The following is a 13,420-nucleotide window of genomic DNA, read 5'->3' on the forward strand; positions in this document are numbered from 1 at the left end:
CCTGTACCGATAGGGTGCGAAAGCAAATTGCAGGCATGAAAAAGGCCCTGAGCCATTTGGCTCAGGGCCTGTTCTATTCCGATGGGCCTATTTTGTTCAGCGGGTACGCTGATACCGCTGGCAAGCCACTGACTGCTCCACCCGAGAATCAGGTTTTTGGACCAGTCCGCGACCAATAGAAACCTTGGCACGAGCTGTGACTGTTTCCACCACTCGTCCTGCTGTACCGGCCCCAGGCTCAACAGCCCGACCGCCACGACCACCAGCAGCACGCCACGTGCGGCGCCGAAGGCCATGCCGAGGAATCGATCGGTCCCGGACAACCCGGTGACTCGAACCAACTCGCCGATGAGATAATTGATCATTGCGCCGACGATAAGCGTGGCGACAAACATGATGGCACAACCCGCGATCACGCGAGCCGAAGGTGTTTGAATGTATCCGCCCAGGTATTCGGACAATGAGCCGCCGAACATCCAGGCAACGGCTCCCGCAATGATCCAGGTCACCAGCGACAGGGCTTCCTTGACGAAGCCACGGCTCAGACTGATCAATGCGGAAACGGCGATGATTGCTATGATCGCCCAGTCAACCCAGGTAAATGGCACAGTGCAGCCTACAGACGGATAAGGCGGCGCATTTTAGCAGAGCCCATGCTTATCGGTAAGCTGCGATTGTCAGTGCATTTCAAATCAGGTCGATAGACTCAGCCGCGCTCGGGCTGAAAGCGAACCACAAAGCCCTTGAGGTTTTGCTGGCGGTTCAGCAGGTCACGCAGGCGATCAGCCTCGGCACGCTCGATCAGCGGCCCGACAAACACCCGATTCTTGCCGTCCGCAGAACGGATATAGGCGTTATAACCCTGGCTGCGCAGGGTTTTCTGCAACTTTTCCGCACTTTCACGACTGGAAAGGCTGGCCAGCTGCACCGACCAGCTGACCGACAGGCCATTGGCGTCGACGCGGCTTTGCGTGGTGTCCGGTTTGCCCGGCGCAACATTGATGGGCTGGACAGGCGCGGCTGCGGGCTTGGCGGCCAGCGCCGGAACCGGTGCAGGAGCGGCCGGTTTGGCTGCCGGCACGGGAACCGGAACAGGCACAACCGGCGCAGGCGGCGTCGCCGGCGTGTCCTGGGCGACTTCGTCGTCACTTGGCACCGGCTCCTGAGGCAGGGCTTGCGGCTCAGGTACCGCCACCGGTGCAACCTGGACCTGCGCCATCGCTGGAGCCTGTGGCGCAGCCGGGGCATCGACCGTGATCTCGCGCTGCTCGTCCTGACGGGAAAACAGCATCGGCAGGAAAATCACGGCCAGCGCCACCAGAACCAGGGCGCCGACCATGCGCTGTTTGTAGGCCTTATCCAGCAATGCCATTTGCCGCATCCTCCGTGGAGCGCCGAGTCAGCCAATCCAGGGCCTCGGCTACACAATAAAATGATCCGAACAACAGAATTTCGTCGTCGCTCGTCGCCAGCGCGCACTGCCCTTCCAGGGCGGCAACCACACTCCCAAAAGACGCTACAGAAGCACCGCGCCTGCTCAGCGCCTCATGCAATTCGACCACCGGCCGCGCCCGTGGCGAGTCCAGCGGTGCGACGGCCCAGTGTTCGATACTGGCACCCAACTCGTCAATGACACCCTCCAGATCCTTGTCCGCCAGCAATCCGAACACCGCCAGACGCTTGCCGACCGGAGGACGACTGGCCAGACGTCGAGCCAGGTACTCCGCCGCATGGGGGTTATGCCCGACATCCAGCAGCAGATTCAGGCGCTTACCCTGCCAGTCGAACTGCCGACGGTCGAGTCGCCCCACCACCCGCGTGGCTTGCAACGCCTGGATAATCTGCGCATCCACCCAAGGCAGACCGAGCAGCAGATAGGCCTGCAAGGCCAGTGCCGCGTTTTCCATCGGCAGATCGAGCAGCGGCAGATCACGCAACTCGACAACACGCCCCTGAGCATCAAGACCGCGCCATTGCCAGTTGTGATCGGTGATTCCCAGGTCAAAATCACGCCCGCGCAGGTAAAACGGGCAGTTGAGTTCGCGCGCCTTGTCCAGCAGGGGTTGCGGAGGATTCAAGTCGCCACAGAGTGCCGGTGCACCCTGACGGAAGATCCCGGCCTTCTCGTAGGCCACGGATTCGCGGGTATCACCCAGATAGTCGGCATGATCGACGCCAATGCTGGTTACCAGCGCCATGTCGGCGTCCACCACGTTGACCGTGTCCAGGCGTCCACCCAGGCCGACTTCAAGCACCACTGCATCGAGCCCGGACTGCTGAAACAGCCAGAACGCCGCCAGGGTGCCCATTTCGAAATAAGTCAGGGACGTATCACCGCGCCCCGCCTCCACCGCAGCGAAGGCCTGGCACAGCTCGGCATCGGTAGCTTCGACGCCGTTGATCTGCACCCGCTCGTTGTAACGCAACAGGTGCGGAGAATTGTAGGCACCGACCTTCAGGCCCTGGGCCCGCAGCAAGGACGCCACGAAGGCACAGGTCGAACCCTTGCCGTTGGTACCGGTAACCGTGATCACCCGAGGCGCCGGCTTGCCCAGCCCCATGCGGGACGCTACCTGCTGCGAGCGCTCAAGGCCCATATCGATGGCCGAAGGGTGCAACTGCTCAAGGTAGGCGAGCCATTCGCCCAGGGTGCGCTCGGTCATACGTTGGCAGGCACCGGTGGAACGACAACCGGCTCGATCGGCGCGGCGACGAATTTCGGTGTCGGCAGGCCCATCATCTGTGCCAGCAGGTTGCCCAGGCGAGGACGCAGCTCCTGACGAGAGATGATCATGTCGATTGCGCCATGCTCCAGCAGGAACTCACTGCGCTGGAAACCTTCAGGCAGCTTTTCGCGCACGGTCTGCTCGATGACGCGCGGACCGGCGAAACCGATCAGTGCCTTGGGCTCACCGACGATCACGTCGCCCAGCATCGCCAGACTGGCCGAAACACCGCCGTAGACCGGATCGGTCAGCACGGAAATGAACGGAATGCCTTCTTCGCGCAGACGCGCCAGCACCGCAGAGGTCTTGGCCATTTGCATCAGGGAGATCAGCGCTTCCTGCATCCGCGCACCGCCGGAAGCGGAGAAACAGATCATCGGGCAGCGATTCTCCAGTGCGTAGTTGGCAGCGCGCACGAAGCGCTCGCCGACGATGGCACCCATCGAGCCACCCATGAAGGAGAATTCGAACGCCGAAACCACCACCGGCATGCCCAGCAGCGTGCCACTCATGGAGACCAGCGCGTCTTTCTCACCGGTCTGCTTTTGCGCACCGGTCAGGCGATCCTTGTACTTCTTGCCGTCACGGAACTTCAGACGGTCAACCGGCTCCAGGTCCGCCCCCAGCTCAGTCCGGCCTTCGACATCGAGGAAAATATCGATGCGGGCGCGGGCGCCGATACGCATGTGGTGATTGCACTTGGGGCAAACGTCCAGGGTCTTTTCCAGCTCCGGACGATACAGCACAGCCTCGCAAGACGGGCATTTGTGCCAAAGACCTTCAGGCACCGAGCTCTTCTTGACCTCGGAACGCATGATCGAAGGGATCAGTTTGTCTACTAACCAGTTGCTCATGCTTTCTTTCTCCAGTACCGGCGACCCGAACACTCTGGTTCGCAGCCCCGCGCATGCCCTTGAGCTAAATTCATATGTGCGGCGATGATCGATGGGCCGCCACGATCGGCGCGAAGCCTGACCTGCGTGCAACCCCAACAATCCTCAGCCATGCCTGCTTGATGCAAGTGCGACCTGTTTTACACAGAGCAGTGGACGGCGGCAGTCTGCCAGCCGTCACATCCACTAGGTTGCGCTACGTGCTGCCTTGATGAACGCCCTAATCTTGCCGTGATCCTTGATGCCCTTGCTCGCCTCTACCCCGCCGCTGACATCCACGGCATAAGGCCTGACCTGCTTGACGGCTTCGGCGACGTTGTCCGGAGTCAGCCCGCCGGCGAGGATGATCGGCTTGCTCAAGCCCTGCGGTATCAATGACCAATCGAAGGCTTCGCCGGTTCCACCGGGAATGCCTTCGACATAGGCGTCGAGCAAAATCCCGCTGGCCCCCGGATAAGCGTCGCACGCGGCAGCGATGTCATCGCCCGCCTTGACCCGCAACGCCTTGATATAGGGACGGTGCCAGGCCTGGCATTCAGCGGCACTTTCATCGCCATGAAACTGCAGCAAATCCAGCGGTACAGCGTCGAGAATCTGCTGCAACTCGCCACGACCGGCATTGACGAACAACCCCACGGTGGTGACGAACGGCGGCAACGCCTGAATGATTGCGCGTGCCTGCCCGGACGTCACCGCCCGCGGGCTTTTTGCATAAAACACGAACCCGATGGCATCGGCCCCAGCCTCGACCGCTGCCAACGCATCTTCTAAGCGGGTAATCCCGCAAATCTTGCTGCGAACGGCTGACATGTCGATAAAACCTCACGGCAAATCCGGGAAAGTCCCGGATGGTAACAAAAGCGTTCGAGGGCGTCAGCCGTCAAGTTCCGAGAAACCGGTGAGGAAGTGCGGCCCGATAAAACGCTCGGGCAACTGGAACTCATCGCGATACTCGACCTGCACCAGATACAGCCCGAACGGATGCGCCGTGACACCGCCGGAACGGCGTATACGACTGTCCAGCACTTCCTTCATCCACTCCACCGGACGCTCGCCGGCACCAATGGTCATCAATACACCGGCAATGTTACGCACCATGTGATGCAGGAAGGCATTGGCGCGGATATCCAGCACGATCATCTTGCCGTGTCGCGTGACGCGCAGGTGATGCAATTCCTTGATCGGGGACTTGGCCTGGCACTGTCCGGCACGGAAGGCACTGAAATCGTGGGTGCCTACCAGGTATTGCGCGGCCTCGGCCATGCGCTCAACGTCCAGCGGACGGTGATTCCAGGTGATTTCTTCGTTCAGGTGCGCCGGACGGATCTGATCGTTGTAGATCACGTACCGATAGCGTCGGGCGATGGCCTTGAACCGCGCATGAAAATGCGCCGGCATGACCTTGGCCCAGCTGACGCTGACATCGTGGGGCAAATTGATGTTGGCCCCCATGACCCAGGCCTTCATCGAACGCTCGACCTGAGTATCGAAATGCACCACTTGTCCGCATGCGTGCACGCCGGCGTCCGTACGCCCGGCGCAGAGCAACGAAACCGGTGAATCGGCAACCTTGGACAAGGCCTGCTCAAGGGTTTCCTGTACGGTGAGCACGCCGGAGGCCTGGCGCTGCCAGCCTCGATAACGCGAGCCTTTGTATTCAACGCCCAACGCGATCCGGAAAAAGCCATCGGCCGCCATTTCCGCTTCCGGGTTATCTATATTTGCCAAGGTGTGACAGCCTGCTGATGTACGCAAAGGCCGGCATTATAAGGCGCTTGGGCGCAGACGCCAGCACAACCATGGATACTGTGCCGCCTGAAATTGCGCCTTAGTCGGAACGAGGCCCGCCCCACATTCGCTCTGTGAACAAAGGCCCAATGTGGGAGCGAGCCTGCTCGCGATAAAATCCCGACAGACACTGACATCTTCCCCACAAACAAAAACGGCAGCCTCACCGGGCTGCCGTTTTGTCTGCATCTATTTCGAGGACTCAAGCCAGGCGGGAAAGCATCTCCCTGGCTTCGCTCTTCTGGCCGTCATCCCCTTCGCTTACCACTTCGTTGAGGATATCCCGGGCGCCGTCGTTGTCCCCCATGTCGATGTAGGCCTGGGCCAGATCGAGCTTGGTAGCGACTTCGTCGGTGCCGGACAGGAAATCGAATTCCGGCTCGTCATCCACGGAAGCCAGCGCATCATCCATCGTGAAACTCGGCTCACTGATGCTCTGGGACAAACGATCCAGCTCGGCGTTGACGTCATCCAGCTCGGCGGCAAACGCATCCGGAGCCGGCGAAGCATCCGGCTCATCGGCCAGCGACAGGTCGAAATCGGCCGGCAACTCCAGATCGTCGAGCGTCACCTGCGGGGCTGCTGGCGCTTGAGCGGCAGGCAAGTCCTTGACACCCTCATCCAGGTCCAGCAGGAAATCGTCTTCACCCAGGGATGCCGTGGAAGGCTCGGCACCCAGATCCAGATCCAGATCGAAGTCCGACAGGTCGTCGAGGCTTTCCTTGATTTCAGTCTGTTGCTGCAGCACCGATTCAAAGCTCAGATCGTCGTCCAGCGGGAAATCTTCCAGATCATCCAGCGACGCCGCTTGCGGCTCGGGCTCCAGCAACGGAGCGGGAGCTGGAGCAGGGGCTGGAGCCGCCGGTACGATGTTGTCCAGATCATCCAGGCTCAGATCGAACGCACTATCAAGGTCGTCATCAGCCGCTGCCGGGGCTTGTGGCTCGTCCTTCAACAGATCCTTGACGTATTGCGCATCCATCTGCGCGGCGACGGCAGCCGCGGCGATGCCACCGGCTGCGACGAGCGCCATGGCCGGGAAACGGCTTTTCAGTTTTTCGACCTGGGCAAAGTTGTCGCCATTGGCGACCAATTGCCGTTCCTGCCCGACGAACGCATCACGGTCGCCTTGCTGGCCATAGACTTCCATCAGCTTGAGACGCACATCACTGCGCTGCGGCTCTTGCTTGACACCCTCTTCCAGCAGCGCGGCGGCCTGATTCAGGCGACCGGCAGCGATGTGCGACTGAGCCTGACTGAGGACGTCGTCGGAACGCTCGGCAGCCGGAGCCACCAACGGCGCGGCGATGGGTGGCGTGACCACAACCGGAGCAACCACAGGAGCTGGGGCTGGGGCTGGGGCTGGGGCTGGGGCTGGGGTGGTCAGTTTCACGCTTGGCGCTGGAACCTCCAGACCTTCGAAGCTGCTTTGCGGCAGATCGAGATCCGAGGGAAACGCTTGCTCTTCAGCAAGCGCGCGGGCCATGCGCAGGTGCTTCTCGGCTTCCTGCTGCGCCTTGCGGCGACGGGCCAGCAACAGCAGCAACAGCAGTGCAACCACCGCCCCGCCACCTGCCAGGCCAAGCAGCCATGGATCAGTCAGCAGGTCGTTGAACTGTCGCTCCTCGACCACCCGTTTCGGTTCGGCTGGTTGCTCGGCCGGCGCCGCAGCAGTCTCTGGCGTCGCAACAGCCGGGGCTGCCGGCACAGGCTCGGCGGGCGTTGGCGCCGGATTGGGTGCCAGTTCAGCGGTGATCGCCGGAACAGGCGCGACAGGAGCAACTGCCGGCGTTTCGGCGGCACCTTCGGCCTGCAACTTGGCCAGTTGATTGTTTTTCAGCTCGATCAGGCGTTGCAGCTTGTCCATCTGGCTTTGCAGATCGGAAATGCGACTTTTCAGCTCTGCATTGTCACGACGGGTCGTGTCGAGGCTTTCCTGAGTGACCGCAAGCTTGTTGCTCAATGCCTTGGCATCGCCTGCCTTGCCTTTGCCGCGCGCCTTGCCGGACTCGGCGGAAACCAGGCTCAGATTGTCCTTGCCGGCCTGAGGCGACACCGCTTCGGCGCGGCCGCGCTTGGTGGCATCGAGTTGCTGCCGCCCGGTAGCGGGCTTGGCGACATAGCGGCGGCCCTGGCGCCACGCGGTGTTCTGCGCAGCCACTTCAGCAATGGCCTTGGGCTGCGGCAGGCTGGTGCTTTGCGCCTGATCCGGCAGACGCAGAACCTGCCCGGTTTTCAGGCGGTTGATGTTGCCGTCGATAAAGGCATCGGGGTTCAGCGCCTGAATGGCCAGCATGGTTTGCTGGATCGAACCGCCATTACGCGCCTTCGCGGCGATTTCCCAAAGGGTGTCTCGTGGCGTGGTGGTGTATTGAGACGGCTTGCCTGCACCGGTGACCGGCGACGTCACGCTTTGCGCCGGCGCAGTCTGCGTGGCCGCTTCCGCCGTTTGAGGGGAGAACTTGGACGGATCGAGCAGCACACTGTAATCGCGCAGCAAGCGACCGTTGGGCCACATCACCTGAACCAGGAATTTCACCATCGGTTCGGCAAGCGGCTTGCTGGAGGTTACACGCAGCACGCTTTTGCCACTGGCGTTCAACACCGGGGTAAAGGTCAAGTCGTTGAGGAACGCCTGGCGATCGACGCCCGCCTTGGCGAAATCCTCAGGCGAAGCCAGGCTCGGCACCACTTCGGCAGCGGTCAGCTCCTTGACGTCGAGCAATTCGATTTCCGCCACCAGCGGCTGGTTGAGCGTCGACTTCAGGGTCAGTTCCCCGAGCCCGAGGGCATGCGCCATACCGGAGGACAGCGCCGAGGCGGCCGCTATTGCTAACACCAGTTTGCGAACTTGAACCATAGCTCATCCTTAGTTTGAACATTCCTCGGCCAGCGAGAAGGTGATGATTGCCGCTGCCGTAAGGCATTGCGCGCGCCGACGAAGAGTCGTCGCGCGCGATCGTTTCGTGCATGCCCCGGAAAGCCCCGCAGGGTGGCTCGCCTTCAGCATTCCGCCCAAGCATAGCGCTCGCCCGGAACCATTGAAAAATTGTTGCAAGTATCTTTTACAGCAGGTCTTTTATCAACAACTCAGCCAGTTGCACAGCGTTGAGCGCGGCGCCCTTGCGTACGTTATCTGACGTCAGCCACAGATTTAGTTCCGACAGGTCGTCGATACCGTGGCGCACCCGCCCCACATAGACGACATCCTGCCCTACCGCATCGCCGACGGGGGTCGGGTAATCACCGGCCTCCACCAGCTCGATGCCCGGAGCATCCTCCAGGGCAGCGTTGACGCTCGACAAATCGATGTCGCTGGCACATTGCAGGGTTACGTTAAAGCTATCGCCAAAAAACACCGGGGCTTGAATGCAGGCGACGGAAATCTTCAATGACGGCTGCCTCAGGACCTGACGCAGCTCCCGCACCAGGCGCTTTTCCAGCAATGTATGCCCTTGATCGTCCGGCTTGCCCACCTGAGCCAGCAGATTGAACGCCATTTGCCGGTCAAAAAAGGTCGGTTCCAGCGGACGCACGTTGAGCAACTCGGCGGTCTGACGCGCCAGCTCGGTCACCGCTTCGCGCCCAAGGGCAGAGACGGCAAGGCTCGCCGTTACGTTGATGCGCTGCAGATCGAGCCTGTCGAGCAATGGAGCCAGGACCACGGCCAGCGTGGTGGCCGACGGGCTCGGGCTGCTGACCCGAAACGGTTTCTGCAGGCCGGCCAGCACCTGCGCATTGGCTTCCGGCACTACTTGCGGCGCCTGGTCGGCCGGCAAGGCACCGGACAGGTCGACGACCGAGCAGCCCGCGGCCGTGGCACGCGCGGCAAAACTCAGGGTGACGGCCGGCCCGGCCGCAAAGAACGCCAGCTGCACCTTGCCGAAGTCAAACTCGTCGACCTCGCGCACACGCACGTTCTTGCCGCGAAACGGTACCGAACTGCCCGCCGATTCGCTGCTGGCCAGCAGGTGCAGATCGCCGACCGGAAAGTCGCGCTCCTCAAGAATCTGCACAAGCGTTTCGCCGACGGTACCGGTGGCGCCGATCACGGCAATATCAAGGGACTGGCTCATGGTTTTACCTCTGGCGAAACGGCGGGGAGCGGCACTTTACAAGGTGACCGGCGCACAGGCAATTCGAGGCAGGACAGGCGGCGCCTGCCCTGCCTTATCGGACGCAGTGTGTTGCCCATCGCTTCGACGACATCGGTCAGATACGGAACTGTCCCACCAATTTGCCCAGGCGCTGCCCCAGATCGGCGAGGCTACGCGAGGTTTGCGCGCCGAGTTGGGTTTCGTCGGCGACGTTGTCCACCGCCACTGCAATCTGATGCACGCTGCGATTGATCTCTTCGGCCACGGCCGTCTGCTCTTCGGCGGCACTGGCGATCTGTGCGTTCATCGAATTGATGGTGGCGATCAACTGCGCCATGGCGTCCAGGGACGCGCCCGCCTCATTGGCCTGTGCCGAGGTGCCGTCACCGGCCTCGCTGGAACGACGCATGGCTTGCACCGCCGACTGGGTTCCGGCCTGCAAGCGGTCGATCATGCCCTGGATTTCCTGGGTGCTGATTTGCGTGCGACTGGCCAGTGCCCGGACCTCATCGGCCACCACTGCAAAGCCACGCCCGGCTTCGCCGGCACGGGCCGCTTCGATGGCCGCGTTGAGCGCCAGCAGGTTGGTTTGCTCGGCAATCGAGCGGATGACTCCGAGCACGCTGACAATCGAGGACACATCTTTTTGCAGGCTGTCGAGGGAAGCACCGCTGCTGCGGATGTCATCGACCAACGCATGAATTTTCACAATGCTGCCGGCCACCACACGCTTGGCGGCCTGCCCCTCTTCGTCGGTCTGCCGGGCAGCCACTGCGGCGTTTTGCGCACTCTTGGCCACTTCCTGCGCGGCGGCAGACATCTCATTGATGGCCGTGGCGACCTGATCGGTCTCGTGACGCTGGCGCTCCATGGCCTGGTCCGAGCGGTGGGCCTGGTCGGAAACCTGATTCACCAGCCCGGTCAGTTGCGACGTCATTTCAGTGATCTGACGGACCAGGCCGTGGATCTTGTCGACGAAGCGGTTGAAGGAACCGGCCAGTTCGCCCAGTTCATCCTGGCTGGTGATAGCCAGGCGACGGGTCAGGTCGCCCTCGCCTGCCGCGATGTCGTCGAGATTGGCTTTCATCAGGTTCAGAGGACGCAAAATGGTGTTGGCCAGCAGCATCCCGGCCACCGCGATCAAAACGAGAACCACCACGGCCACACCGACGATGCTCAGCACCACGCCTTGCATGCGTTCGTGAACCGAAGCCTCGACTTCGGCCACCTGCGCTTCGATACCGTCGAGGTTCACCGAGGTACCGACGGCCATGTCCCACTTGGACAGGTATTCGGTGTACCCCAGCTTGGGCACCAGCACCTGGCTGTTGCCCGGCAACGGCGAGCTGTATTGCAGGTAATGGGTACCGTCCTTGGCGACTTTCACCAGGTCACGGTTGACATAGACACCGTTCGGATCGCGATTGTCCTTGAAGCTCTGGCCCACGCCTTCGGGGCTGTTGGCCTTGAACAGGCGCACGATGTTGGAGTCGTAGGCAAAGAAGTAGCCCTCCTTGCCGTAGGCAATACTCGACAGCAGCTTGATCGCCTGGGTTCGCGCCGCGTTATCGCCGGGGGCGGCAGCGTCGTACAGCGGCTTGATCGTGGTCATGGCCACGGCAACATAACTTTGCAGAGTGGCCTTGGCGTCACTGAGCAGCCGCTCGCGGGTTTCCTCGACCTCGTGGCGGGCCTGGCCCTGGAGAATGAACAAGGTGGTCAGGCTGATGACCAGCGCAAAGAGCAACACCGGGAGGACGGCAAGGGACAGGACTTTAGCCTTCAGGCTCATGCGCATGACGTTCACCCTTCTGATTTTGTTGGCGTGGTTAAAGGCGTTAACGGCACATCAACGTAAAACTGTAGGAGCCAGGCTTGCCGGCGAAGAACGATGACACGGTGCGACAGAAACACCCCGCTGCCCGGTTCGCGGGCAAGCCTCGCTCCTACAGGCGAAGGCGATTTCAAGGGCGCCTTCGCTGTAGGAGCCAGGCTTGCCGACGAAGAACGATGACACGGTGCGACAGAAACACCGCGGTGCCCGGTTCGCCGGCAAGCCTGGCTCCTACGGGGGGGGGGTGAAATCAGAGCACCATCGCCGCCAGCCAGCCGAACGCCAGCAACGGCAGGTTGTAATGCAGGAACGTCGGGACCACGGTGTCCCAGATGTGGTGGTGCTGACCGTCGATGTTGAGGCCGGACGTCGGGCCGAGGGTGGAGTCCGAGGCAGGCGAACCGGCATCGCCAAGCGCTCCCGCCGTGCCGACGATGCACACGATGGCAATCGGGCTGAACCCCAGTTGCACGCACAACGGCACGAAAATCACCGCCAGAATCGGCACGGTGGAGAACGACGAACCGATCCCCATGGTCACCAGCAGCCCCACCAGCAGCATCAACATGGCGCCGATGGCCTTGCTGTGGCCGATCCACGCAGCCGAAGCCTCGACCAGCGCCCGTACGTCCCCGGTGGCCTTGATCACTTCGCCGAATCCGGAGGCGGCGATCATGATGAAGCCGATCATCGCCATCATTTTCATGCCTTCGGTGAACAGATCGTCGGTGTCACGCCACTTGACGATGCCCGACAGCGAAAAAATCAGGAAACCCGCCAGGGCGCCGATGATCATCGAATCCAGCAAAAGCTGAATGACGAACGCTGCAACGATGGCCAGGCCCGCCACCATCAGGCTCAACGGGTTGTATTGAACGGCGACCTGCTCGACCTGCTCGATCCTTTCCAGATCGTAGACGCGCTTTTTGCGGTAGCTGATAAATGCCACGCCAAGCCCGGCCAGCATGCCCAGCGCCGGAATGCCCATGGCGTGCGTGACATTGATGCCGCTGATGTCCACGCCGCTGCGGGCGACGTTTGCCAGCAGGATCTCGTTGAGGAAGATGTTGCCGAAGCCCACCGGCAGGAACATGTACGGGGTGATCAGGCCGAACGTGATGACACAGGCAATCAAGCGGCGGTCCAGTTGCAACCGGGTCAGCACATACAACAGAGGAGGCACCAGCAACGGAATGAAGGCGATATGAATCGGCAGCAGGTTCTGCGAAGCAATGGCCACCACCCACAGCAGGCCAATCAGCAACCACTTGACCTGCCCGCCGCCCGTGGCGTGATGGCGATCGACCAGGGCCAATGCCTTGTCCGCCAGGGCATGGGCCAGGCCGGACTTGGCAATGGCCACGGCGAAAGCACCCAGCAACGCATAGGACAGTGCCACCGTAGCCCCGCCACCCAGGCCGCTGTTGAAGGCCTTGAGCGTGGCCTCGATCCCCAGGCCACCGGTCAGGCCGCCCACCAGCGCGCCGACGATCAGCGCGATGACCACATGCACGCGGGACAGGCTGAGTATCAGCATGATGCCGACCGCAGCAATCACTGCATTCATTTCATTACCTCGAGACAAACGAAAAGACTCCGTCCGGCAGTCTGCAAAGAGCCGCCAGCGGATTAAGGAATGGGTTTTATTAGAGGGCGCGCACTTTGCAGCACGGGCGTACCCATGTCAAAGCGCACCGTGCACGTCATGTGAAGTCCTTTGTAGGAGCGAGCATGCTCGCGATGGTCGCCAACGATTACGCGGGCTGTCTGAATGCACGCGGTGGCTGGACTTGCATCGCGAGCATGCTCGCTCCTACAGGGAGGGGCGATGGGGATAAAGAAAGCCGCAACCCTGCCGCTACAGTGCAAAGCCTCAAATATTTATCGAAAAAGGACGTCTCCATGTCGATCAGACAACTTTCCATTCAATGGAAAATCACCCTGCTGGCCGGGTTGTGCCTGGCGGGCATCGTGACCCTGCTGGTGGGTCTTTCGCTGTATCGCATGGAGCACAGTTCCGAGCTGGTGAAAGCCTCGAGCATGGAGATGTTGACCGAAGCGGCCCAGGCCCGCATCGAATCC

9 protein-coding genes and 1 pseudogene are annotated in these 13,420 nt (G+C 61.5%); all 10 read right to left on the minus strand.

Features of this window, described 5'->3' with window-relative positions; genetic code table 11:
• Nucleotides 1-95 precede the first annotated feature (95 nt).
• Nucleotides 96-608: pseudogene (locus tag ACQKP2_RS14435) on the minus strand (CvpA family protein); the annotation flags it as partial.
• A gap of 98 nt (nt 609-706) precedes the next feature.
• A complete protein-coding gene (locus ACQKP2_RS14440; RefSeq protein WP_427577325.1) occupies nt 707-1,372 on the minus strand; it encodes an SPOR domain-containing protein in 666 nt (221 codons plus the stop codon).
• Nucleotides 1,356-2,663 (minus strand): bifunctional tetrahydrofolate synthase/dihydrofolate synthase, encoded by a 1,308-nt coding sequence (gene folC, locus ACQKP2_RS14445; RefSeq protein WP_427577326.1) that lies wholly within the window; start codon nt 2,661-2,663, stop codon nt 1,356-1,358. Before folC ends, ACQKP2_RS14440 begins: the two co-directional genes overlap by 17 nt.
• Nucleotides 2,660-3,580, minus strand: a complete 921-nt coding sequence (accD, locus tag ACQKP2_RS14450) for an acetyl-CoA carboxylase, carboxyltransferase subunit beta (RefSeq protein ID WP_427577327.1) — start codon at nt 3,578-3,580, stop codon at nt 2,660-2,662. Before accD ends, folC begins: the two co-directional genes overlap by 4 nt.
• A gap of 225 nt (nt 3,581-3,805) precedes the next feature.
• The gene (locus ACQKP2_RS14455) at nt 3,806-4,429 is read right to left on the minus strand and encodes a phosphoribosylanthranilate isomerase (protein WP_427577329.1); all 624 of its coding nucleotides are present in this window, start codon (nt 4,427-4,429) and stop codon (nt 3,806-3,808) included.
• Nucleotides 4,430-4,492: 63 nt separating this feature from the next.
• Nucleotides 4,493-5,317 (minus strand): tRNA pseudouridine(38-40) synthase TruA, encoded by an 825-nt coding sequence (truA, locus tag ACQKP2_RS14460; RefSeq protein WP_427577386.1) that lies wholly within the window; start codon nt 5,315-5,317, stop codon nt 4,493-4,495.
• 292 nt (nt 5,318-5,609) lie between these two features.
• Nucleotides 5,610-8,267 (minus strand): FimV/HubP family polar landmark protein, encoded by a 2,658-nt coding sequence (locus ACQKP2_RS14465; protein ID WP_427577331.1) that lies wholly within the window; start codon nt 8,265-8,267, stop codon nt 5,610-5,612.
• A gap of 205 nt (nt 8,268-8,472) precedes the next feature.
• Entirely contained in the window at nt 8,473-9,483 is a 1,011-nt protein-coding gene (locus tag ACQKP2_RS14470; protein WP_427577332.1) for an aspartate-semialdehyde dehydrogenase, read from the minus strand.
• A 136-nt stretch (nt 9,484-9,619) separates the two neighbouring features.
• Complete coding sequence (locus ACQKP2_RS14475; RefSeq protein ID WP_427577333.1) at nt 9,620-11,302, minus strand: methyl-accepting chemotaxis protein; 1,683 nt, start codon at nt 11,300-11,302, stop codon at nt 9,620-9,622.
• A 286-nt stretch (nt 11,303-11,588) separates the two neighbouring features.
• Nucleotides 11,589-12,905: a Na+/H+ antiporter family protein gene (locus ACQKP2_RS14480; RefSeq protein WP_427577334.1), complete on the minus strand. Its 1,317-nt coding sequence runs from the start codon at nt 12,903-12,905 to the stop codon at nt 11,589-11,591.
• Between the last annotated feature and the right edge of the window lie 515 nt (nt 12,906-13,420).

The organism is Pseudomonas sp. NPDC089569 (genome assembly GCF_050280625.1).
GTDB lineage: Bacteria > Pseudomonadota > Gammaproteobacteria > Pseudomonadales > Pseudomonadaceae > Aquipseudomonas.